General features: G+C 62.0%; 19 protein-coding genes. 5 read left to right on the forward strand and 14 right to left on the reverse strand.

Going from position 1 to position 22,237, the window contains the following annotated elements; translation table 11 throughout:
• Positions 1 to 21 precede the first annotated feature (21 nt).
• The 8 genes from IE053_RS05820 to IE053_RS05855 form a co-directional block, all read right to left on the reverse strand.
• Complete coding sequence (locus IE053_RS05820; protein ID WP_189573204.1) at positions 22 to 1,479, reverse strand: lipopolysaccharide biosynthesis protein; 1,458 nt, start codon at positions 1,477 to 1,479, stop codon at positions 22 to 24.
• Positions 1,476 to 2,966 (reverse strand): glycosyltransferase family 39 protein, encoded by a 1,491-nt coding sequence (locus tag IE053_RS05825; RefSeq protein ID WP_189573207.1) that lies wholly within the window; start codon positions 2,964 to 2,966, stop codon positions 1,476 to 1,478. Before IE053_RS05825 ends, IE053_RS05820 begins: the two co-directional genes overlap by 4 nt.
• The gene (locus tag IE053_RS05830; RefSeq protein WP_189573210.1) at positions 2,963 to 3,721 is read right to left on the reverse strand and encodes a class I SAM-dependent methyltransferase; all 759 of its coding nucleotides are present in this window, start codon (positions 3,719 to 3,721) and stop codon (positions 2,963 to 2,965) included. Before IE053_RS05830 ends, IE053_RS05825 begins: the two co-directional genes overlap by 4 nt.
• Entirely contained in the window at positions 3,718 to 4,509 is a 792-nt protein-coding gene (locus tag IE053_RS05835; RefSeq protein ID WP_189573212.1) for a polysaccharide deacetylase family protein, read from the reverse strand. Before IE053_RS05835 ends, IE053_RS05830 begins: the two co-directional genes overlap by 4 nt.
• A 3-nt stretch (positions 4,510 to 4,512) precedes the next feature.
• Entirely contained in the window at positions 4,513 to 5,982 is a 1,470-nt protein-coding gene (locus tag IE053_RS05840; protein ID WP_189573214.1) for an FAD-dependent oxidoreductase, read from the reverse strand.
• Positions 5,979 to 6,932: a lysylphosphatidylglycerol synthase transmembrane domain-containing protein gene (locus IE053_RS05845; RefSeq protein WP_189573217.1), complete on the reverse strand. Its 954-nt coding sequence runs from the start codon at positions 6,930 to 6,932 to the stop codon at positions 5,979 to 5,981. Before IE053_RS05845 ends, IE053_RS05840 begins: the two co-directional genes overlap by 4 nt.
• A gap of 30 nt (positions 6,933 to 6,962) precedes the next feature.
• The gene (locus IE053_RS05850; RefSeq protein WP_189573220.1) at positions 6,963 to 7,916 is read right to left on the reverse strand and encodes a glycosyltransferase family 2 protein; all 954 of its coding nucleotides are present in this window, start codon (positions 7,914 to 7,916) and stop codon (positions 6,963 to 6,965) included.
• Between the two features lie 185 nt (positions 7,917 to 8,101).
• The gene (locus IE053_RS05855) at positions 8,102 to 9,055 is read right to left on the reverse strand and encodes a UDP-glucuronic acid decarboxylase family protein (protein WP_189573223.1); all 954 of its coding nucleotides are present in this window, start codon (positions 9,053 to 9,055) and stop codon (positions 8,102 to 8,104) included.
• Between the two features lie 419 nt (positions 9,056 to 9,474).
• On the opposite strand from IE053_RS05855, the gene IE053_RS05860 reads away from it, so the two are divergent.
• Positions 9,475 to 10,761, forward strand: a complete 1,287-nt coding sequence (locus IE053_RS05860; protein ID WP_189573236.1) for a Rieske 2Fe-2S domain-containing protein — start codon at positions 9,475 to 9,477, stop codon at positions 10,759 to 10,761.
• 2 nt (positions 10,762 to 10,763) lie between these two features.
• On the opposite strand, the gene IE053_RS05865 is transcribed toward IE053_RS05860, so the two are convergent.
• Genes IE053_RS05865 through IE053_RS05875 form a run of 3 tightly spaced genes read right to left on the reverse strand, consistent with a single transcriptional unit; the run spans position 10,764 to position 13,893 of the window.
• Complete coding sequence (locus IE053_RS05865) at positions 10,764 to 11,735, reverse strand: glycosyltransferase family 2 protein (RefSeq protein WP_189573239.1); 972 nt, start codon at positions 11,733 to 11,735, stop codon at positions 10,764 to 10,766.
• Positions 11,732 to 13,000 carry a class I SAM-dependent methyltransferase gene (locus IE053_RS05870; RefSeq protein ID WP_189573242.1) on the reverse strand — a complete coding sequence of 423 codons (1,269 nt, stop codon included), beginning with the start codon at positions 12,998 to 13,000 and terminating at the stop codon, positions 11,732 to 11,734. Before IE053_RS05870 ends, IE053_RS05865 begins: the two co-directional genes overlap by 4 nt.
• A 41-nt stretch (positions 13,001 to 13,041) precedes the next feature.
• Positions 13,042 to 13,893, reverse strand: coding sequence for an NAD-dependent epimerase/dehydratase family protein (locus IE053_RS05875; RefSeq protein WP_189573245.1), 852 nt, complete (start codon positions 13,891 to 13,893; stop codon positions 13,042 to 13,044).
• A gap of 65 nt (positions 13,894 to 13,958) precedes the next feature.
• Here IE053_RS05875 and IE053_RS05880 point away from each other — a divergent pair, with 65 nt between their 5' ends.
• The 4 genes from IE053_RS05880 to IE053_RS05895 are packed head-to-tail and all read left to right on the forward strand — an operon-like array spanning position 13,959 to position 18,215.
• Entirely contained in the window at positions 13,959 to 15,833 is a 1,875-nt protein-coding gene (locus tag IE053_RS05880; RefSeq protein ID WP_189573248.1) for a DUF6798 domain-containing protein, read from the forward strand.
• Positions 15,830 to 16,909: a CDP-glucose 4,6-dehydratase gene (gene rfbG / locus IE053_RS05885; protein ID WP_189573251.1), complete on the forward strand. Its 1,080-nt coding sequence runs from the start codon at positions 15,830 to 15,832 to the stop codon at positions 16,907 to 16,909. Before IE053_RS05880 ends, rfbG begins: the two co-directional genes overlap by 4 nt.
• Entirely contained in the window at positions 16,906 to 17,703 is a 798-nt protein-coding gene (rfbF, locus tag IE053_RS05890) for a glucose-1-phosphate cytidylyltransferase (protein WP_189573254.1), read from the forward strand. Before rfbG ends, rfbF begins: the two co-directional genes overlap by 4 nt.
• A gap of 11 nt (positions 17,704 to 17,714) precedes the next feature.
• Entirely contained in the window at positions 17,715 to 18,215 is a 501-nt protein-coding gene (locus IE053_RS05895) for a GtrA family protein (RefSeq protein WP_189573258.1), read from the forward strand.
• Here the strand turns inward: IE053_RS05895 and IE053_RS05900 are convergent.
• The 3 genes from IE053_RS05900 to IE053_RS05910 all read right to left on the reverse strand — a co-directional run bounded on the left by IE053_RS05900 (position 18,199) and on the right by IE053_RS05910 (position 22,149).
• Positions 18,199 to 20,133 carry a polysaccharide pyruvyl transferase family protein gene (locus IE053_RS05900; RefSeq protein ID WP_189573261.1) on the reverse strand — a complete coding sequence of 645 codons (1,935 nt, stop codon included), beginning with the start codon at positions 20,131 to 20,133 and terminating at the stop codon, positions 18,199 to 18,201. The two genes, IE053_RS05895 and IE053_RS05900, sit on opposite strands and share 17 nt — an antisense overlap.
• 50 nt (positions 20,134 to 20,183) lie before the next feature.
• On the reverse strand, positions 20,184 to 20,933 hold the full coding sequence (locus IE053_RS05905; RefSeq protein ID WP_189573264.1) for a methyltransferase: 750 nt from the start codon (positions 20,931 to 20,933) through the stop codon (positions 20,184 to 20,186).
• 145 nt (positions 20,934 to 21,078) lie between these two features.
• The gene (locus IE053_RS05910) at positions 21,079 to 22,149 is read right to left on the reverse strand and encodes a glycosyltransferase family 2 protein (protein ID WP_189573267.1); all 1,071 of its coding nucleotides are present in this window, start codon (positions 22,147 to 22,149) and stop codon (positions 21,079 to 21,081) included.
• Positions 22,150 to 22,237 lie beyond the last annotated feature (88 nt).

Consider the following 22,237-nt stretch of genomic DNA (forward strand, 5'->3'; position numbering starts at 1 on the left):
TTAGCGCCGCAGCTGCATCCATCAAGCGTCCCCGCTTTTCGAAGCGGCGAGATGGAACATCGCCCGGCGCATGCGCGGGTCAGCGAGGGCTGCTGCGCCGAGGATCGCTCCGGTCAGTATCATGGCGGGGAGATCAGCAAGGCCACTGATGCGCACCCCTGCGCAGACCGCGACGCCGAGAGCCGTGGGCAGGAAGAAGTGACGCAGCGAAGTCGGCGCCAGGCTCTCCCGCTGGGAGGCAAGATGCGCAACGCTCCAGACCGCCGCGACCCCGACCGTGTAACCGACTGCCCCGCCCAGCGCGCCATGGGTGATCGCGCCACCGAGCGCGACGATCGCCGTAACGACAGCGCCCCAGAGCTGCACCCTGAAGATCGCGCGGTTCCGCTCTTGAGCGATAAGCGTCCAGCGCGCCGTGCCCGAAGCGAAGGTGAAAAAGATCGCGACGACCAGGACTTCGAACTCGAGAGACACATCGGCATAGTCCGCCCCGAACACGACGCTCATGATGAGCTTCGAGCCGACGAAGAGAACAGCGCAGGCCACGACCCCGGTCCAGCTTGCGAAGCGTTGGGAAGCCTCGACGAGAGCGACGAACCCCTCCCTGTCCGATGCTGCATGGCGTGCGAATAGCGGATAGAGGTTGAGGTAGTAAAGCCAGCTGAAAGTGATGATCGAAATCGCGATCCTCAGTGCTGCGCCGATATCGCCGGCTTCGGTGGCACCTGCGATGGCAGCGACGATCAGCACGGGGACGGACGATGCGAAGGCGTTGGCGATCTTGGCGAGGCCGAGGCCCGATGCGCTGCGAATCATGTGCAAGCCGCCTCTAAAGTCGAGACGCGCCGAGCCGAGCCCGAAGGTCATGGCCTGGCTGGCGAGGAAGAACAACGCCATGATGGCGGCCGCCAGCGCCTCGGCATAGCCAACGGAAAGAACGCCGCTTTCTCCGGGCGCGAAGAGGATGACAAGAACGAGAAAGGCACCCATCCGGAGGCTGGGACCAAAGGCTGCGATGTCCATCCGCTCCTTGGCCTGGAAGAGCCATTCCTGATTGAGCACGAGACCAAAGAGCGACAGGCCATACAAGAGAAGGAGGCCGGGCGGTGCGGCATCGCCTGCAAGGCTGACGTAAAGCGCTAGGAGGAGCGGCACAGCGATGGCGGCGAGCATAAGCCTCGCCGAAGCCACTGTGCGGACAATCTCGGCGTAGCTTTCAGGGTGCTGGGACAGCCTGCGGATCCCCGTCGCCCCGGTGCCGAAATCGACGAAGGCGAAGCCGATCATCCACATACTGACGGCCGTCTCCACCGCGCCGTATTCCTCCGCCGTCAGGGTCCGGGCCAGAAAGGCAAAAGCCGCGATACCCGCGAGCTTGGTGACCACCTGGCCCAGGAACAGGACCGCGAAATCGACAACCGCCTTGAAGGAGGCGAAGAGCGCCCGCGCGCGCTGGCTGATATCGGTTGTCGTGCTCATGAGGGCTCGCAGCCCCATAGCTCGATCTCGGCTCCGGGGAGCGTCCCGCCGAGGCGCTGGGGCTTGCCGTCCCTCGCGACGAGGATCGCGTGTATGTCAGGATAGGTGCCGCGGAAATGGGTCGGAAACGCGGAGACCACGCACGCCTCTGGCTCGTCGCGAAGAAGCGCGCGCATCCCTGCCGCATCCTCGATGAAAGGCCAGTCCGGCTTTCGGTAATCCGTAAAGGGAACTTTAGCGAGCCCAACCGTGACGACCGGCCTGCCCTGCCCTTCCGCCAGCGCCGCAGCCGCGATGGCGTCAGAGATTTCCATCTTCGGATCGTTGTAGTTCGGCCTGAGCATCAGCACGCACGCGGAAAGGATGACAAGCGTCCCGAGAGTTTTCGAAAGCGGAGCAGGCAGCCTCCATCCCGCGACCCGCCACCGCTCCACCCAGTCAGCGACCTGGAATGCCCCTGCGAGCGCCGCGGCCACGAGAAATCCGATCTCGATGAAGAAATAACGGGGCCAGACCCGGAAACCGAGAGCCACAAGGATGACCAGTGTAACGACGATCGCAGCGGGGTAGGCCCCCGCGGCAACCGGGGCGCGCCGGGTCATCTGCCAGCCACCAATTGCGGCAAAACCAAGCGCGATCGGGAGAACGGCACCCAGGGCGCCGAAGCTGGCCATGAGCTCTATGGCCGTTCGCAGGGGGTTCTCCCATTCCTTCATGGCTTCAGAGCCAGCGGCATCGGCATCCGAAGGCGCGCTCATCTCGCCCATCGTGGAGGCGATGTCGGCCATGATCGGTGAATAGAAAAGGAGGAGCGCGACGATAACCACCAAAGAAGCAGCGAGCGGCATGCGGAGCCATTGCCACACTGTTTGCTCGCGCTCGATGAAGGCCTTCCGTGCACCATCGATCAGGAGGACGGCGGCTTGCGCTGCGAAAAAGAAAGCTGCGGTCAGGTGGATCGCCATGGCACCGACGACGCAGGCTGCCCAGAGCATCCAGCTTTGCCAAGGCTTCTCGCCGCGCTGGGCACGGAGGATGAAGAGGCTCGAAAGGCTGATGAAGAACAGAAGCCCGGTGTAGCCGCGGGCATTCTGGGAAAACCAGACATGGTGGTAGGAAATGGCAAGGACCAAGGCCGTCAGCATCGCGACCGGCAGGCTCGTCACCCTGCGCATGAAAAGCCATACGGCCACGATGGAACCAAGGCCGAAAAGAACGGCCGGTAGCCGCATCGCCCAAGCGCTTTCACCAAAGATCCCGACACTGATCTTGGCCATCCAGCTGTAGAGGACATGGTTGTTGAGGGAGCCGTAGGTCTGGACGAGCTCGCCCCAAGGCAGGCGGACATAGTTCAGGAGCGTCAGGATTTCGTCATACCAGAGATCCGCATTCAGATGAATAATACGCAGTACGAGCGCGAGCATCAGCACGCCGGCCATGCCGATGGCTTCCGGCCGTGTAATCGGCTGCGGACCTCCGTCGGTCATTTTTCGGGCTTCCTGATGACCGCACCGAGGATCAGCTCGAAGTCCTCGTCCTCATGGTCGAGCTCCTCGGTCTCGAGATCCTCCGCAGCGAGCCCATAGAGAAACATCGCGCAGGAGAAGACGTTGCCGTAGGCCTTGACCGAAAGCTCTGCGTCCGGGGCGACCTTTCGGGTCAGCGCCTCGACGCCTTGGGCCGTGAGCCGCCAATACTCACCCCAGTCGTCCCGACCAAGGCGGCGCGCGATCTTGGACGTGCCGTGGGTCGTCATCAGGACGACACCGCCTGGCTTCAGGATGCGGTAGAGGTTCCCCATCGCCGCTTCCATGTCGTAGATCATCTGCAGCGCCTGGGTGAAGATGATGCAGTCGAAACTGTCGTCCGGGATATGCGGACAGTCGGTGAGATCGGCAACGATGGTTGCGTCGGGATTTCCCTCGACAACGTGCAAAACGTCCGCCTGCGCATCAGGCGCGCCGAATTTCTTGATATAGAATGGATCACCCAGCTCCATGCACCGCCCACGGATAAGGTCGCTGTTCGCCTCCAAGAACTTCTCGATGTAGTATCGGTCGATAGGCATGCCGCGATCCATGCCGAAGATCGGGCTGATCGGGGTCAGCCTGCGGAGCGATGCGAAATCGACATTGCCTGTCCGCGGCCATTGCAGGCGGTGCTTCCGCTGGAAGGCGACGATCGAGCGGCGCATGTCCTCCGAAAGGACACGGCGGGCGAGAGAGAGCAAGGGTCCGGTCACGAACGCCCTCCTGCAGCTTGGAGAATACGGGTGGCGGAATTCCTCACGGATCGGAGGAACTGGCGCTGCTTGAGGTAACCGCCGCCTTCGCCAGCGAGGAACGCGCGCCATCTGGAGACATCGCGATAGTAGTACATCTCGAGGCGCGGCATGGCGGTAACGGGCGAGCTGCGCGTCGCGACGCCAAGCTCCACGCCAAAGGCGATATCGTAGTGTCTGGCGATGGCCGCTTCGACGCGGTCGTCGGTTGCGCCGTAGGGCTGGGCGAAAGACACAGCATCGATGCCGGTCTTTTCCTTCAGTTCTCTCTTAGACCCTGCCACTTCGTCTTCGAGGTTTTCGTCGCCCAGGGTCGGGAGGTTCGCGTGATGCCGGCTGTGCGGCGCAAACTCGGTGACACCTTCCTGCAGCCTGCGGACAGTTTCCCAGTCCATCAGCGGTCGCGCGGGATCGTTGGCACCGGACCAGTTTTCCCGCTCACCGATCACCGCGGTCGGAAGGAAGACAACAGCCGGGAAGTGGTGATCTTCGAGGATCGGGGCCGCGATCTCGGCGTAGTCCTGGAAGCCGTCGTCGAAGGTGATGAGAAGGGCTTTCTCCGGCAAATTGGCCTCGCCCTTGCGCCAGCGGATGGCATCGGCAACCGTGACCGGACTCCAGCCGAGAGCCGCGATAACGCTCATCTGTTCCCGAAAGACCTCGGGCGGCGTGCAGGTGGGTCCGTCTCCATCCGAGATTGAATGGTAGGTGAGGATCGGCAGCCTGTCCTGATCGCCGGCGCGCGTCATCGGTCAGTCCTCGACCACGTGGGTTTCGAAGATCGCCCGGAGTTCCGCCCAGCGTTCTTCATCAAACGAGCCATCCTTGGACAGACATTCCACGGCGCCATAGGCCATCGCAAGCGCATGGTGGGTGTTGTCGTGGGCGAACAGGCCCTGGCGACCGAAGGTCAGGACATTGTCGAGGCTTCCGACCCATTCGTCGAGCTTGGCGAAATTCTCTTCGAAGGTGCGGTCATAGACCGGATAGGCGAAGGGAAGCCTGCGGGTATGGACCTCGAGGGTCTTGGCCGAGACGGGCAGGCCGGCCTTCTCCAGCCAGCCGCGCATCTCTTCTCCGAGCTGTTCGTCGGGCATCGACCAGTATTTCTCATGAGGATCGCACGGCAACTCCGCACAGAGAATGGTCTTCCCTTCAGGTTGGCCTTGCGCGTGATAGTTCTTGGGCTCGGACAGGCGCGACATCGGGATATCGCTCTCGGCGAAGTAATGGGCGTCGTACTCAGTAAACTGATCCGTATCGAGAACGATATAGACTAGGATCATGCCGCGATAGCTGACCGAGTCGGCGGCCTTGCGGACCTCCTCGGGCGCCTTGTCACCTGCTGCGCGGACGAGAAGCGAAATTGGCAGGGTCGACCAGAGCGTCTCGACGGGTTCTGTCCGTGTCCCCTCTTTCGTTTCAAGGACAATCGAGGTGACGGTCTTTCCGTCCATCTCCATGCCGACAAAGCGGGTGCCGAATTCGATATCGGCACCGTGGGCAATTGCAGCATCGGCAATGGCGTCGCAGATCTGGCCGAAACCCTCACGGGGATAGTAGAACTTGCCCGTGGTCGGCGATTTGAGACCCGGCAGTGTGCCGAGGATCTTGCGCATCAACTTGGGAAGTGAACTGCCCGAGACGCGGCGGTGGGCCAGCGTCGGGGCGAGCTGGTGCGGCTCAAGACCCCAGAGCTTGCGAACATACGGGAAATAGAAGGCATCGGACATGGTGTTGCCGAGACCACCGCGCAGGACCGTTTCGAAAGTCTCTTCCACGACTTTCGGTGCACGCATCTTCGCCGTCGCCATGTCGAACAGAAGTGCCGATGCGAAGGCCGGTGGCATGTTCATCACGAGGTCAACCGGCTTCAGCGGGAAGTGAATCCAGCTCCCTTTGAGGCGCATGCGGCCGTGACGTGGGCGGAGCAACAGATCCTCACCGAGGAGATCCTTGATGTCGTCGAGGATATCGGCCTCTGCCACCGGGTGGAGGCGGTGGCTGCCGTAATCGACGCGCATGCCCGCGAGCTCGAAACTCGCCGCGTTACCACCGGGGACGTCGGCGGCCTCATAGAGCTTGACCGCGCCGTAGCCGTGCTTGGCCAGTTTGTAGGCCGCGCCGAGGCCAGCAGGCCCGCCGCCGAGGATGGTGACGAAGGATGGGGTCTGGTCCGTATGCGTCTCTTGCGGACGGTCGAGAACTTCCGCGTCGCTCATGACGTCTCCGATATCGCTGCGGCCTTTCGCGGGCCGATGAACTGGATGGCGAGACCGAAGAGGCCGCCGCCGATGAGGATGGTCTGCCAGACGAAACCGGTCGCCACGACCTCCGGGGCCGTGACGCCGAGGGCGGCGAAGAAGGTGGCAAGGCTCGTCTCGCGCACGCCCAGGCCGCCGATGGAAATCGGCAATGTCGCGACCAGCTTGGCGAGGGGCCAGGCGAAGAGCCACAGAAGCGGGTCGGACGGGCCGCCCATCGATTGGCTGAGGGCCGCGTTGAGAAGTGCGAAGCCGCTCTGCACGGCGACGGAGAGCCCGATGCAGGTGAGGAGCGCTCCCTTGTCAGCGGCCGCGGCCTCGAAAGCATTCGCGAGGGAGGCGCCGATCTTCTCCGCTTTCGTTCCTGCACTGAACGTACGGAGGAGCCCCGCAAGTCTTCCGAGGTTTGCAATAACAATGACCGCTGCGATGATCGCGATCACTGATGCCGCGGTGAGGTAGCGGCCATAGGCTGCGCCTTCTGATCCGAGGACCGCCGCGGTGGCGGAAGCGATGAGGAGCAAGGCGCCGACGTCGATCAGGCGGTCGGCGACGGAGCCGACGACCACCCTGCCCTTATGCGCGTCGCTGCCCATAAGGAGGCCCGCGCGAACGACATCGCCTCCAGCGACGCCAGGCAGACCGAGATTTGCAGCGAGGCCTGCGAAATGCGCCTTCAGCACGGTGATGAATTGGGAGGCCGTGCCCGTCATCAGTGCCCATTTGAAGGCGGCAACGCCGTGACCCGTGAGAAAGAGAGCCAGCACCACGAACCAGACAAGCGGGTTGGTGCGGGAGATGTCAGCCCAAACTGCGGCGGGATCGACAAACTGGAAAACGAGCAGCAGTGCGGCGGCAGTGACCGCCAGCTTGATGGCCCAGGCCCATTTTCCGATCAGTTTGCCCATCCTCCTTCAATCCCTCGCAAAACGAACCGCCTACGGACGGAGATGAAGGCGCGAAATCATGTCGGCCAGCAACCCGAACGACCAGATCATCAACGCGGCCAGAAATGCGAAGACGGCTGTTTCCGACAGGTTCCACTGGGTAATGTCGTAGGCAAGCTTGACGAGGCCGAGGAAGAAGAGAGCAGCGCCCAATGGCATGAAAACCCTCAGTGGACTGAAAAGAGTAACAATCCGCACAACGAGCATCATGAAGCGGAAGAAGTCAGTCGGCCTGATCTTCGAATGCCCAACACGACGGCCATATTCGATGGGCGTGTACACCACCTTGTGGCCTGATCCGAACATGCAGAGCGTGATCGTCGTCGTGAAGCTGAAACCATCCGGCAGCAGGTCGAGGAACTTCTCGAGGCTCTCGCGGCGGAAAACCCTGAGGCCGGAATTGAGATCGTTGATCTTGTGTCCGGCAAGAAGGTTCGCCGTCTTGTTGAGGAGCCACTTGGCAGGCTTGCGCACCAGCGGAACATTGGACATCGCCTTGCCCCGGTCGCCGACGACCATATCGACACTACGTGCCATTTCGAGCATGCGAGGGATGTCCTCGGACGGATAAGTACCATCCGCATCGGTGATCGCGACGAATTTCGATCTCGTGTTGCGGATACCGGTCTTCAGGGCGTGGCCGTAGCCACGATTCTCCGGGCACCGATAGACATTCGCGCCAAGTTTTTCGAGGATTTCGGCGCTGCCGTCCGTCGAGCCGTCATCGACCCAGATGACTTCGGCGTCGATCCCGCTTTCGCGGATCATCTTGTCCATACGCTCGACGGCTTCCTCGATCGCTCCCGCCTCGTTGTAGACAGGGACTACGATCATCAGCTCCGGCTCAGGTCGCTCATCCGTCCCGGCAGTCGCCGGCTGTTCATGCTCGGCACTTGCAGTTCCATCCATGGCGGGACCCTGATCCACGTCCTTGTCGTCGTACATATTTCGATGTTCCCCAATCGAGAGCCCCGGCGCCGGGTCCATGACCCGTCAGCTCTGGAGCCTCTTCCTGCTCGCGCTGCCTGTCCTCAGCACTTTACTTCAATAGCATTAACCAGAACCTTCGAGAACCGGGCGTTTGCAGCGCAGCAATTGATCCGCGAATGAAAGCTCGACGCCTCGCCGCATCACCGTTCTTCATCCGAACAGCCGACAGCACGGAAGTACTCGATAGTCTTCGGAAGACCGGTTTCGAGCTTCGTTGTCGGGGACCATTTCAGGTGCTCGCGCGCAAGCTCGATCTCCGGTTTGCGGCGATGCGGATCGTCCTGGGGCTGGGGCTTGTAGATGATTTCCGACTTCGTGCCCGTCAGCTCGACGACCCGCTCGGCGAGATCCCTGATCTGCAGCTCCTCGGGGTTGCCGAGGTTGATCGGCCCGGTGATCTCCTTCGGTGTCTGCATCATCCTGATGAGACCGTCCACGAGATCGTCCACGTAGCAAAAGCTCCGGGTCTGGCTGCCATCGCCGAAGATGGTGATCGGCTCGCCGCGGATCGCCTGGCAGATGAAATTGGAAACCACGCGACCGTCATTGGAGCGCATACGGGGGCCATAGGTGTTGAATATCCTGATGACCTTGATGTCGACATCGTGCTGGCGGTGGTAATCGAAGAACAGCGTCTCGGCGCAGCGCTTGCCCTCATCATAGCAGGCACGCGGACCGATAGGGTTGACGTTGCCCCAATAATCCTCCGGCTGCGGATGGACGAGCGGGCTGCCATAGACCTCGCTGGTCGAGGCCTGGAGGATCGGGATCTTGAGGCGCTTGGCGAGGCCAAGCATGTTGATCGCACCCATGACGGACGTCTTCGTCGTCTGCACGGGATCGAACTGGTAGTGCACCGGGCTCGCCGGGCAGGCGAGATTGTAGATCTCGTCCACCTCCACATAGAGGGGAAAGGTGACATCGTGGCGCATCGCCTCGAACGCCGGATTGCCGAGAAGGCCCGCGATATTCCGCCGGCGCCCTGTGAAGTAGTTATCGACGCAAAGGACCTCATGCCCTTGCTCGAGAAGTCTCTCGCAGAGGTGGGAGCCAATAAAGCCCGCACCACCGGTTACCAGGATCCGTTTCGGCATAGCCGTTCCCCGCCTGTCCTACGCACTGTCACTTCCCCGCATGGTTGCAAGAAAGAGGCTACCGACGGACGGCGGCATGAGTCCGGCTGGATTGACTTGGCTGGTTCGCGCTCTGCCCAAGCACAAACATCCGCGATCCCGCTCAAAATACGCCGCTTTCCCAAATGGGAAGCGATATTCCCCTCTCCCGCGCGGCTTCTCCTTAGAGGAGCTATCCCCACGAGTCCGAACACTTAGTCACACCGGGCTCGGAACTCCTAGAGCGAAACTGCCACTTTTTTGCAGTTGCACTGTTCCAGAGCGGGAAGCTTTGAGGATCCTCAAGACTTTTGCGCCCATCGATGCGTAACAACTGCGTTTGACCCGTTCCTTGCAGGGTGGGACAATGAAGATCTTCGGGATCAGGGGAACCGAACGTCATGATTCGAGACATCGCGATCGACAACGACAACCCGTCGGTGCCGCGGGGCACGGCCGACGGGGCACTGCAGGGCACGGTCTACGTGCTGCGCAACGGACTCGGCGCGTTCGGGCTGCTCGATCCGCTGATCGAGGCGAGCCTGCGCGGTATCCGCAAGTCCGCTGGTGACGAGGTTGCCGATAACTGCGTGCGGGAGGGGTTCGAGCAGATCCACAAATGGGTCTCGCCGGGGCACATTCCTGAGGTGGCCGAGGCGGTCTACCGAGAAATCCAGCCCCTCGCCCCGAGCATCCTGACGAGCTACATCCGCCAGGCCTTTCCGGACAAGGAGCATCTTTACTACGAAGAAGTGCCGAATGTCCGCTTCCATATCCCTTATGATCTCGCGAAGGCTCATCAGGACGAGTACAAATCGTTCTCGAAGAACCGTGGCGAAGGCAAGATCACCGCTCACGGTCCGCACCGGGACAGCTGGCTCGATTGCCCGTCCAATGGCGTGAACCTCTGGTTCGCCATTGGCCCGGTGAAGAAGGGCAACGGCCTGACGATCTATACCGGTGATTACGGCGGTGACTTCCGCTACAAGAACTCAGGCGACATCGCCGAGGGAGAAAGCCTGCACGAGCCATCGACCTTCGATCTTGCGCCGGGGGATGGCATCCTTTTCCACACCGATCATGTCCATGGCTCGGAACTCAACCGGACCGACGAGACGCGATTCGTGATCTCCTTCCGCCTGAGCTTCGACAAGCCGCATTTCCCGAACAGGCATTTCCACCGCTATGTCCGGGCCGACCTCGTGAACAGCCCGTTGAAGGCGTTCGCCGCAGCGCCTGCGATGATGCAGCCCAGCTACCCGCGCAGCCTCGTGACGCGCATCAGGGAGAAGCTGACGGGCCTGCCTGCTGACGCGCCCGCGCGGGAGCCGGAGGTCATTGGCCGGGAGCAGGACGGCAAGCTGGTCGTTCCGCTATCGGACGTTCCTGTGGGTGCAGTCCGCGGCATCAGCCCTGCGCTCTGTGTCGCGCGCGTGTCTGAGACAGACGTCGTTGCCGTCTCGCGGCGCTGTCCCCATGCCGGCGGCGATCTCGCCAATGGCTGGGCGAAGGACGGTCAGGTAGTCTGCCCGTGGCACAACCTTCCCTTTGACGCGAAGACAGGCAGGTCGCCGTGCCAGACCCTGCCCGCGCTGATCCGTGTCCATGCAGAGATCGTCGGCGAGCAAATCGTGGTGAACCCCACGCAGCGCCTGAAGGATACCGTTCAGGAACTGGAGGGCGCCTGAGGCTACTCGGCGGCTTTCCGGTCTTCTTCCTCCTCGAAATTGAGGAGCCGCTGGATTGCAACCCGGCGGCCATAGCGGGTCTGCTGGTAGATCCGGCCGACATACTCACCGATGATCCCCATAAAGACGGCCTGGATTCCTGAGAAAAAGAAGAGCGCCGTGATGACCGTGGTGATCCCGCGTCCGGCAACAGGCCCCTGGATCAGGTAAAGCACGATCTGCAACAGGCCGAAGAGGATGCTGATGCCCGCGATCACGAAGCCCAGGATCATGATCAGCCGCAGCGGCAGACGCGAGAAGCTGAACGTCATGTCGTAGGCGGTTCGGAACAGCTTCGTCAGTGTAAAGCTCGTCTTCCCCCATTCCCGGGCGCGCCATTCATAGTCGATGATGTAGGGCTTGTAGCCAAGCTCCGCGAGCATGCCGCGCGGGAAAGGCGCAGCGTCGGGGATCGACAGCAGCTCATCCACGAGGCGGCGGTCTGCGAGCTGGTATTCTCCGACGCCCGGTTCCATCGTCTGGTCGGCGATCTGCGACATCAGCTTGTAGAAGCGGAGCCGCAGCCATTGCATGATTTTCGGCTCCTGACGCTGCAGGCGACGCCCGGCGACCAGCAGCCAGCCTTCCTCCCACTTCTTGAGCATGTCGACCATCAGCTCGGGCGGGTCCTGCAGGTCTGACGGCACCATCAGGAAGACGGCATCGCCCTTGGTGTAGTGGAGCGCGTTGAAGCTCGATGCGAAGACACCGACATTCCGGGCATTGAAGACAACCTTGAACCGCTTGTCCTTCTCCGCAATCTCTTCGAGATATCGAGCGCTATCGTCCGTTGACGCATTATCGACGAGAATGACCTCTACCTCGTAGGGCGCGAATGCTTCATTCGCCAGGATGGTCGACATCTCCTCGTAGTAGCGCCGCAGCCCTTCGCCCTCATTGTAGACGGGCGAGATGATGGAGATCGTCTTTTTCACGACCTGCTCTCCGGAGCAATGGTGACCGTCTTGATCTCCGGCAGTGGACGGATGACGTCGATCGGATAGTCGATCAGTGTTCCGATGATACGCGATAGCTCGTCGAAGATGTTCCAGGCGAAGACGACCGAGACATCCGGCGCATCGTCACGCATGGCGTCAGGTGGCCTGATCTTTATGGCGGCACCGGGAATGAAACGTCCCTGCTTGAAGGGGCTTGCATCGCAGCAATAGTCGAGATCGTCTCCGGTGAGTCCGACATAATTCGCAAGCACCGTCGCCTTGGACGCTGCGGCATAGCCAGCGATCTTTCGGCCAGCCTTCTTGTGCTTATCAATCAGGGAACGGAGCTCCTTTCGCCACTTGGCGAGCCGGTCGGAAAGCGCGTGCCAAGCGGCCTCACTCTCGACGGGTTCCTCTTTCTGGAGCCAGACGCTGAGATCGCTCGCTTCCTGTGCAGCGGAGGCGTGCCGCAGGATGACGCGCAGGCTGCCGCCATGGGTCGTCTGCGGATCGATAGCAGCAACGACCATACCGTTGCGCTTCGCCCATTCATGGAGCGGGCGGACACCCAGATAGCCGTAATGCTCATGGTAGATCGTATCGACGAACATGCGGTCGATGACATGAAGGACGTGGGGGAACTCAAAGCACAGGAAGCCATCCTCGGCGATCAGGGCCTTGCCGGCCTTGAGAAACCCGTCCGTATCGGGAACGTGCGCGAGGACGTTGTTGCCGATCACGCAGGCCGCAGGGCCGTATTCGGCCTTTGCCTTTTCCGCCGACTCCGCGCCGAAGAAAGCATTCATGGTGCGCAGGCCCTTGTCGTTGGCGATCTGCGCGACATTACCCGACGGCTCGATGCCGAGGATGTCGAGACCCTCGTCCTTCAGGGCCTGAAGGAAGGCGCCATCGTTCGAACCGACTTCGACCGCCAGCGCGCCCTCCCTGACGCCGTATTTTTCGCGCACGTCGCGGGCATAGTTGCGGCAGTGGTCGAGCCACGTGGACGATGCGCTCGAGACATAGGCGTAATCGTCGTGAAAATGGGCATCCGCCGGGAGGTCATGGGTGAGCTGCACATAGCGGCAGCTCTCGCAGGCAGCGACAGCGAGCGGGAAACGCGCTGCGTTCTCCGCATCTTCTGCAGTCTTGGGAAGCTGGTTGGAAATCGGCTGGTGGCCAAGCGACAGCAATGTGTCACCCAGCTTCCCGCCGCACATGCGGCAGGTCTCGACCCTGACGGCACCTTGATCCTTCGTCATCGTTCCCCTCTACGATGTCCGCGAGCAAAGTTTCGCTGACTTCACCGGCTTCTCAAGAGCTGTTCTGCGTAATGCTGCAGTTTTCGCCCAAGATCGGTTAATCCACCCATATCGCCGTGCAAGAAAGGTGCAGGGTTTTCTGCTGCGATGACTGGGCAGGTCGCATCTGCTGGAGGTTTCGCGGGCAGGACCGGCTCCAGGGGCTCGCCGACCGCCTCGCTGACCAGGCGGACGATGTCCGTGAAGCTGACAGTCTCCGGGCCGCAAATGTCCCAGTTCTCAGGACTTTGGGCGAAGACGGCATCGAGCAGCCCTGCCGCCACGTCGTCCACATGCGCCCAGTGCCGCCGACGTTCGAGGGCGCCCATGGGAAAGGGCTCACCAGCCTGGGCGGCTTTGATGGCGGCAGGGATCAGGCGCCCGGCTGCCTCTTCCGGGCCGAAGACGAAATGCACACGCAAGCGCGCCGACCGCTCTGCGCAGATTCCGCGGACAAGGTCCCAGATCTCGGCCTTTCGCCGGGCATAGGTGGCATAAGGCTCGCCAAGGGGGCCGCCTTCTCCAGCATAGCGTTCGACACCGCTGCCGACTTGGAAAAAAGGGATACCGGCACTGGCGCAGCGGTGGGCCAATTCCCCGGTCAGGTGCCGGAAGCTTTGCCACTCCTCGGGATCTTCCGTGCCCGAGCCCTGCGCACTGAAGTGGCCCAGCGAAGGCCAGCCGAGGTGGAGGAACGCCGCTCGCGCAGCCGCGCCGGCCTCGGGCCAGTCAGCCGCTTCCGGTTCCAACCGGGATACGGGACGAAGCGCGATGTCCGGGCGGGCCGAGGCCGCGCGCTGCACCGCCTTGCCAAGAAAACCGCCAGCGCCAGACAATAGAAGGACCTTGTTCACGCCCCTGCTCCAAGAAAAGGTCAGTTGCAGGTCTCGCACTTTGCGTGCGACGGAGGCAACCGTTCGTGACCGAGGGGACCGGTTCAGCGATGAGGGACAAGGGCGAGACACTTCCGAAGGTTCGGCCGACAGGACGTGACCTGTGGCTGCTCGGCATGTTCGCGGTCCTGCCGGTGCTCGGTTTCCAGTTTGGTATCGGAAACCAGGTGGAACAGCTTCCGCTGGTCGCTCGCATCCTCGACCCCGAATTCGCGGCCGGAGATTTCTATCTCGACCACGCCATGGGGTTCGGTCCGCGCATCTACTATGCGTGGTTCCTTGCAGGGCTGAGCGCTATTCTTTCCGCACCAGGCGCAGTCTTCTTTCTTGCCATCCTGTCGAATTTCGCGACCGGGGTGGTGAGCTACCTTGCTTGCCGGAGGCTCCTTGGCGCGAGTGCCTTTGCGGGGATGTTCGCCGCTGCGCTGGCGGTCCTGAACAGCAGCTTTGCACTGGGGCTCGCAGGTTATGTCCGGTTCGATAGCTTCCAGCCCGCAAGCCTCGCAATCCCGCTGGCGCTGTTCGGCGTGCTGACACTTTTCGAAGGGAAGCACTTCCAGGCGGCAGCGTTCTTCGCTGCAGGCAGCCTCTTCCATCCCCTGATCGGGACCGAGATCGGCCTGATGGCCTTTGGCTCGGCGGGGCTGGCCGGTTGGGCTCGCGGGGGGTTCCGCCCGGGCGCCCTCTTCGGTCAGGGCCGCCTGATCCTCGGCGGCATCGCTTTCCTCACGGCTGTCTTTCTTCTCTGGGCCTTGCCGGGGATAGGCGACGCTTCAGAACGTCTTCCGGATGCTGAGTTCTTCGACATCCTGATCTCGTTCCGTGCGCCGCATCACTACCTGCTGCTGGGCCAACCAAGAGCCTATGTCGTCTCCGCGGCGGTGTTTGTCGCCGTTCTCGGGTCGGTGATGTTCCTGTTCTGGCGGGAGCGAAGGGAGCTTTGGTCGTGGCTTCCGCTGTTGATCCTTTTCATCGCGACCCTTGCAGCCTGCGGACTCAGCCTGCTGATGGTCGATGTCCTCGAAAGCCGGACCTTCGCCACGGCGCAGCTTCTCCGCCTCCTGATCCTCGTGAAGTGGACAGGTTTTCTCTTCTTCGGATGGCTGGCGGCGAAGTGGGTCGCGGAGGAAGGGATAATCGGATGGGCTTTCGCCCTGACCATGCTCCTGGCAACGGCAGAGACCCAGCCGATCGTGCTAGGATTGCTTCTCACCGCCGCCGCTCTCCTCAACCATCCTCGTGCCAGAGCCGTTGCTGTGGCGTCGCCGGTCATCGCGGCGGGCGCGGTGGCGGCATCGCTCGCCCTCATCTTTATCGCGGGAAGCGCGCTTGAGACGACGCGCATGCTGGTCGCGGCGGCGGGACTTTTGACTGCCTACGGCATCGCCGTGCGCGAGCGGATCGGGCTTGCGGAGCCCCTCGGCATCGCAGCGGCGTTCATCGCCTTCGCTCTTGTCAACAAACACACAGGCTGGACCGACTTCCGCGCCTTCAACCCGGTCCTGACATGGGCTGACCACGAGGATCCTGAAGACGATATCGCCCGTTGGGCCCGTGACAATACGCCCGAAGGCAGCATCTTCATTACTCCTCCTGACATGGAAGCTTTCCGAATGCTTTCGCAGCGCGGTATAGTGGTCGACTATACATCGATCCCTTTCAGCGACCAGGGGCTTCAGGAATGGCGATCGCGAATGCGGACGCTTTATGGAGCGACGGGGCAGGCAGGGGGATTCAGGGCGTTGAGGATCATGCGCAGGAACTATCACGCCATCGACCCGGTACGTCTTCGCCGGGCGATGTCCCGGTACGGCGCAGATTTTGCAGTGCTCTATGCCGACACGGAATGGGATGGAGCCGTGCTGTACGCAAACGAAGAGTTCAAGGTGGTCGCGCCATGAGCGGGTTCGAGGACACGCTCCGCGGTCGCTCGGTCTTCCTCACCGGGCACACAGGCTTTACCGGAAGTTGGCTGACCAGCTGGCTTACCGCGCTTGACTGCGATGTGCATGGCTATGCCTTGGCGCCGGAGATGGAACGGAGCCTCTTCGACCTCCTCGGCGGGGCCAGCCGCTATGCCTCGTCAACCCTCCGCGATCTCAACGACCATCAGGCGTTGAAGGCAGCGATGGCCGAAGCGAAGCCCTCCGTGGTCATCCACCTTGCGGCGCAACCCCTCGTCCGGCGCAGCTACCGCGATCCGCTCGAGACCTTCGCATCCAACGTCACCGGGACTGCCAGCCTTCTCGAAGCTGCGCGGAACACCGACGGCGTCGAGGCCGTGGTCTGCATCACGACGGACAAGGTATATGCCAACCGTGAATGGGTTTATCCGTACCGGGAGGTTGATACGCTCGGCGGCAAGGATCCCTACTCCGCCTCCAAGGCAGCGGCGGAAATCGTGACCGCCAGCTACCAACAGACGATGGCCGCCCTTGGCAATGGGGTAAAGATCGCCACCGCCCGAGGCGGCAACATCATTGGGGGTGGCGACTGGTCCGAGGACCGGCTGATCCCGGATTTCTACCGCGCGGCAATGGCGGGCGAGAAGCTCGTGATCCGCAGCCCGGACGCCATCAGGCCCTGGCAGCATGTCCTGTCAGCCTGCCACGGCTATCTTGCTATCGCGCATGATCTTCTGTCAGCGGAGGGAAAGTTCGAGAAGGCCTGGAACATTGGTCCGGGCGATGGCGCCGCTCTGACCGTCCGCGAGGTTCTCAACCTGCTTGCAGAAACGTCGACGGCACCCGAGGTGGTTTACGAGGAATCGCACCTTCCCGAGGCGCAGACCCTCAAGCTTGACATATCCAAGGCCGTCAGCGGCCTCGCCTTCATGCCGCCATGGAATACGGAAGAAGCCATCCGCCGCACCGGCGAGTGGTACGGCTCCTATGCCGACGATCCGAGCGAGGCGGCGGCGATGACCGACCTTCAGATCTCAGACTACCGCGACGCACTCTCGGAGACGACCCGATGAAAGCCGTGATCCTCGCCGGGGGCCTCGGCACCCGCCTCTCCGAAGAGACCCGCCTCAAGCCAAAACCGATGGTCGAGATCGGCGGACGGCCAATCCTGTGGCACATCATGAAGATCTACAGCCATTACGGCATCAAGGACTTCGTCGTCTGCCTTGGGTACAAGGGTTATCTGATCAAGGAGTATTTCCAGAACTACGCGATGCATCAGGCGGACGTGACGTTCGACCTCAAGTCGGGCGAAGCGATCTATCACCGTCGCATGGCCGAGGACTGGCGGGTGACACTGGTCGAAACCGGCGAGCTGACGATGACCGGCGCGCGCATCCGGAAAATCCTGCCCTATGTGAAGGACGACGAAGCCTTCTGCCTTACCTATGGAGACGGCGTGGCCGATATCGACATCAAGGCCCTGCTTGCGCATCACAAGAAGCTGGGCCGGACGGCGACGCTGACGGCGGTGACACCGCCTGGCCGCTTTGGCGCGCTCGAATTCAATGGCGGCGAGCCGGAGATCGTCGATCGTTTCGTCGAGAAGCCCGCAGGCGATGGCGGGGTCATCAATGGCGGGTTCTTCGTCCTGAGTCCCGACGTCGAGAAATATGTTCAGGGGGCCGATGACCTGGTCTGGGAACAGGCGCCGCTCCAGGGCCTCGCCAAGGACGGACAACTCACCGCCTTCCGTCACCGGGGCTATTGGCAGCCGATGGATACGCTGCGCGAGCTCGGCGAGCTGGAGAAACTCTGGGCGAGCGGCAAGGCTCCCTGGAAGATGTGGGACGACCCGGTCATCTGACCGGCAGCTTTATGGTCAGGCAGCTCAAGGATCTTTATGCCAAGACCGATCTCGGGGCGCTCATGCGCTTCGGGCTGGTCGGGATCACCTCGTCGATCACTTATTTCCTGATCGGCCTCGCGGTTGAACGCCTGACACCGATCGAGCCGTTCACCGCGAACCTGATCGCCTATTTCTCGGCCGTCTCGATCAGCTATTTCGGCCACCACTACATCACCTTCCGATCGACGCGGCCCCATCGCGAAGCGTTGCCGCGATTCATCCCGATCATGGTCTTCGTGTTGGGATCGAACCAGCTCATGGTCCTGGTCATCGTGAACTGGTGGGGGTTGGATTACCTCTGGGCACTGATCGCCAATGTAACGATGGTACCACCGCTGACCTATATCTTCTCCGCGCTCTTCGCTTTTGGCGCGCCAGAGCGGCGTTCGTCTCCCCCGCCCGATTCCGGCAGCAGGCTGGATACCGACGAACATTGTGCGCCAGAAAGGCCAGTTAGTCCCGGATCGTGACGAGGCGCTGGAGCTGGGTGGTCAGCCATTCTGCCTTCAGGAGGTCGATCCGGGTGTGCTGATGATCGCGGCCCGCATCGGCCAGCACCGCCGCCACCTTGTAGCGCTTGCCGATCCGGTAGTCGACGCCGATCGGCTCGACATTCTGGCTCAGCGCGAAGATCGTGGCGTGGAACCGCATCGTGATCGCGGCATCCATCGTCCGCATCAGCGCGAGGACGCCATCAAGCGAGGCGTCAGCCTCCCACACCCTGAACTCGACGTCGTCAGGCAGGTGCTGCTTGATATTGAACGCGCTTTCGAGGTCTGACTTGCCGAAATGGATTGCGTTCATCGGAAAGAATACGAAGATCGGCTTACGGACGGCTTTCTCGTGGTAGGCAGCGATGCCCCTCGCCATCTCCTTTTCGAAGCGCTGCTGCACCTCGCGGGTGAGCTTCGCCTTGTCCTCGCCGTCCTTGTTCACAGTGAAGGTGTGGTAGATCGGGCGGGTATTGACCCCGATGACCGGGCAGCCACCTGCGTCGCCCGTCAGGCGCTCGATCTCCGCAAGCTCACCGGGTAACAGGCGAGAAAGCTCGCGCCCGCGCGTCTCGAGATAGTCAAAGGCAGGGCAATGGCCGACATCAACGTCCCGCCCGCCGAGAATGCCTGCCTCCGCGTCCTCTTTTGTCCGTATCGAGATATGATCGGCGAGCCTGACGATGTTCTGCGCCGTGACTCTTGAAGGCATTCGAGTGAATGGCCCCGGCCCGATGCCCTCCATGATGAAAGGCTTGCCCATCCGCTTGGCTGCGGAGACGGTGTAGAGGTGGCGGACCAACTGCTTGGGGATGTCGATCAGCGGGCCACCTGCCCAGACGACCGCATCGACTTCCTTCAGGGTACGGTCAATTTCTCCATGGGTATATTCACGCACCTCCATGTCGATCGGTGTCTCGATCAAGGGCATGAGGTGCCGCGTGTGCCGCGGCCGCTGGGTCATCAGCACGGCTTGCGTGGTACCGTGGCGGCGGTGAACGCGGAAGGCGACGCCGCCTAAGATCGCCATATCGCCGATATGCTCGCCACCGTATGCGCCGATGAAGAGCACCTTCCCGAACGGACGCGTCAGGATTTCAGGATCGCGCCGGGCGGGCGCGAGCAACCTTCCCACATGCGCCCGCGCTCCGTGCATCAGGACTTCGGCCGCATCGGCAGCGAAACTGGCGTCAACGCTGTCCTCCTCCGACAGCCCCTCTCCTGCACCAACCCGAAGCGCGTGAAGCGTATGGTCGAGTTCTTCCTCGTCAGCATCTTCGCGCAAGGCATGGAGGATGGCGCGGAGCCCCCCCTGTTCGGCAGGCTGCGCGCGCTCCAACAGGCCATGACGGATGAAGTCATCGAGAAAGAGCCGGTCGTCCGCGGAAAGAAGCTCGCCACTCGGCACGAGGACCACATCGACACCGATCCGGTGCGCTGCACTGACAAGCCCGTTGACTTTGTAGACCGTCCCCGGCTCGACCGGCAGCGCCCAGCGGGTGGTCGCGAAATCCCTCAATGTTTCCGTCAGGTCGATCAGGGCCGCGAGCGCTTCCCTTTCTGCCTCGTCCCGAGGGAACGCCGTATGAATCCGTTCAAGGACGAATTCCAGACGCGTATGGCCCGGTAGCTCTGCAGCCATGTTGCGCAGGTCTTTCCCCAGCGCTTCGCTGTCGACATTCGTCAGCTCGCGCACTTCGAGGATGACACTCGTCGCCTTGCCGGTCTCACGCAGCCCGTCGATGATCCTGCGCGGGGAAAGCTTGGACCAGGTTTCGGCCGTCGCGGTCAGGATGCGGGCATGACCGAGCGCCGGCGCGCCTTCTTCGGCAACACGCAGCGCGGAGACGACATCGTCTCCGCCCCGCCAGTCGAGATCGGCATGGCTGTCTGGCATAGAATCCATCCTTGCCGATTCAAGAGGCAGGACAATGGCGGAATTGCGATTTACTTGATCGCGACGAAACCTTCGAAGCAGATATGCTTGAACACCGTCATGATATCGACGAAACCGGCGCGGTTCATCATGTCGATATTGCCTTGGGTCGAGAAGGGTTCGAGCACGCCTTTGAGGCTCCGCGTCTTGTTGACGATCTCCGCTTCGGAAAACCCGTTCTGGAGCTTGAAGTCGACATAGAGCGACGAGACCATGTCCTGGAAGCGGGCATCGGGACCACGGACCTTCTCGAACATGATGAACGCACCGCCCCAGTTCAGCGACTTGTAGATCTTGTCGATCACCTGCTGGCGCAGGGCCGGCTGGATGAACTGAACGGTGTAGTAAGAGACGATGAGGTCGGCGGGCTCGAGTTCCTCAGAAAGGATATCCGCCTGGCGGACTTCGATATTGGCGTAGTCCTTGGTGCGCTCCTTCGCGACGCTCACCATGTTCGGCTCGATCTCGAGGCCCACGATCTTGAAGTTCCGGCCTTCGTTCTGCTCGGCAATCCGGCGGCACAGCGCGGCTGTGGAGCAGCCGATTTCATAAGCCGTCGAGCCTTCATGGATGAAGAAGTCGGAGATCGCGGCGACCATGTCGTGACCCGCGCGGTAGTGCGGGACGGACTTGCCGATATGGTCCTCGAAGTGATCGGGCACAGACCCGCCGAAAGACCACCGCGCGTTGTCGGCTTCGATATGCTCGTCGACGACGGATTTCCCGGCTGCCTCGGCCGCCCTTGCGTTTGCTTCGCTCACCCTGATGGCCTCCCGCGAATGTCGCCCGCATTGTGGCTTCCCCTGCCCCGAGGACAAGCCTTGCGTGCAGGCGGCTCTGATTCACACCGCCCCTCGCGGGACGAGTGGTTTCCTAAGACTCGAACGTGCAAGGATCGCGCCGCAATCACTCCGCCTGGTGGGTCGCTGGCGATGTCCGGTCCCGGCCCGGCCGCAGGAGCGACGCAAGACGGGCCTTCAGCATACGCCACTGATGCCCAAGCGTCGCAATGGCGAAGGCAAGGGTCGAATAGAGATAGTAAGCGAAATGCAGCCCGTTGCTGGCGGCCATGGTCGGCAAGCCGCCATGCCTCAGCAGCGTGCGATAGAACCGCAGGTTTGCGTAGAGATAACCGAGCGAGAGCAAGCCGGTAAGCACGAGCACGGCGGGGTTCACCACGGCCGCGAGCAAGGAAAGAACGATCAGGCAAGCCAGGATCGCTTTCACTTGTTCCTTCCGCGAGACGTTCAGAATCTTCGGTGCACGGCCTTCAGCGATCATGGTCGACCACGGCAGGGCACGGCAGAAAAAGTCCGTGTGCCACGTCTGGCCCACAGTCCAGTTCTTGAGGTGCGTTCCCCGCGCCAGATGCACGAGGCGAATGTCGTAACCCAGCTGACGCAGGCGGGTGCCGAGCTCGATGTCTTCGATCGACGGACGATCAAAGGCCGAGTCAAATCCGCCCAGCTTCCCGAAGATCTCGACATTCACCGCGCCGAGGCCGGACCAGAAGGTTTCGGCGCTCTGGTCGCCATGCACATGGAAGTAGTGGTGGCGCAGGTTCACGTATTTCGCGGCGATGTTGGAGCCAGCCTGGAACACGCCGTAGGCGCCGAAGGCAGCGGCAACATTGTCGCCTTCGGCCATGGCATCGACGAGGCGGCCACAGGCGTCCGGCTCCACCACGACATCAGCATCGACGAAGACGACATAAGGCGTGGTCACGGTCTCGACGGCACGGTTGCGCCCCACGCCCGGTCCGAAGGACTGGCCGTTATTGCGGATCACGCGAACACCGCGGGCTTCGGCAAGCGCGCCCGTATCGTCCGACGAGCCGTCGTCGTAAAGGATGACTTCCTTCGGCGCGGGCCTGGATGCCGTGACGGCATCGAGCACCTGCGGGAGCATATGGGCTGCGTCTTTGGCCGGAATCACGACGGAAAAGTCGCGTTCGGCACCCCTCTCAGGACCCTGCATTCTCAATTCCCCCTGCGCTTAACGTATTGCCTACAATTTTCTCCTATGCAAGAGGTCGACCACAGTTGCTGACCAGTGTTGAACAGAC

This window comes from Parvularcula lutaonensis, assembly GCF_014651915.1.
Classification (GTDB): Bacteria; Pseudomonadota; Alphaproteobacteria; order Caulobacterales; family Parvularculaceae; genus Parvularcula; species Parvularcula lutaonensis.

Bases quoted from the DNA above. Each gene is read 5' to 3' on its own strand.
- IE053_RS05820 (WP_189573204.1), bottom strand. From the start codon at position 1,479: ATGAGCACGACAACCGATATCAGCCAGCGCGCGCGGGCGCTCTTCGCC.
- IE053_RS05825 (WP_189573207.1), bottom strand. From the start codon at position 2,966: ATGACCGACGGAGGTCCGCAGCCGATTACACGGCCGGAAGCCATCGGC.
- IE053_RS05835 (WP_189573212.1), bottom strand. From the start codon at position 4,509: ATGACGCGCGCCGGCGATCAGGACAGGCTGCCGATCCTCACCTACCAT.
- IE053_RS05840 (WP_189573214.1), bottom strand. From the start codon at position 5,982: ATGAGCGACGCGGAAGTTCTCGACCGTCCGCAAGAGACGCATACGGAC.
- IE053_RS05845 (WP_189573217.1), bottom strand. From the start codon at position 6,932: ATGGGCAAACTGATCGGAAAATGGGCCTGGGCCATCAAGCTGGCGGTC.
- IE053_RS05850 (WP_189573220.1), bottom strand. From the start codon at position 7,916: ATGTACGACGACAAGGACGTGGATCAGGGTCCCGCCATGGATGGAACT.
- IE053_RS05855 (WP_189573223.1), bottom strand. From the start codon at position 9,055: ATGCCGAAACGGATCCTGGTAACCGGTGGTGCGGGCTTTATTGGCTCC.
- IE053_RS05860 (WP_189573236.1), top strand. From the start codon at position 9,475: ATGATTCGAGACATCGCGATCGACAACGACAACCCGTCGGTGCCGCGG.
- IE053_RS05870 (WP_189573242.1), bottom strand. From the start codon at position 13,000: ATGACGAAGGATCAAGGTGCCGTCAGGGTCGAGACCTGCCGCATGTGC.
- rfbG (WP_189573251.1), top strand. From the start codon at position 15,830: ATGAGCGGGTTCGAGGACACGCTCCGCGGTCGCTCGGTCTTCCTCACC.
- rfbF (WP_189573254.1), top strand. From the start codon at position 16,906: ATGAAAGCCGTGATCCTCGCCGGGGGCCTCGGCACCCGCCTCTCCGAA.
- IE053_RS05895 (WP_189573258.1), top strand. From the start codon at position 17,715: ATGGTCAGGCAGCTCAAGGATCTTTATGCCAAGACCGATCTCGGGGCG.
- IE053_RS05900 (WP_189573261.1), bottom strand. From the start codon at position 20,133: ATGCCAGACAGCCATGCCGATCTCGACTGGCGGGGCGGAGACGATGTC.
- IE053_RS05910 (WP_189573267.1), bottom strand. From the start codon at position 22,149: ATGCAGGGTCCTGAGAGGGGTGCCGAACGCGACTTTTCCGTCGTGATT.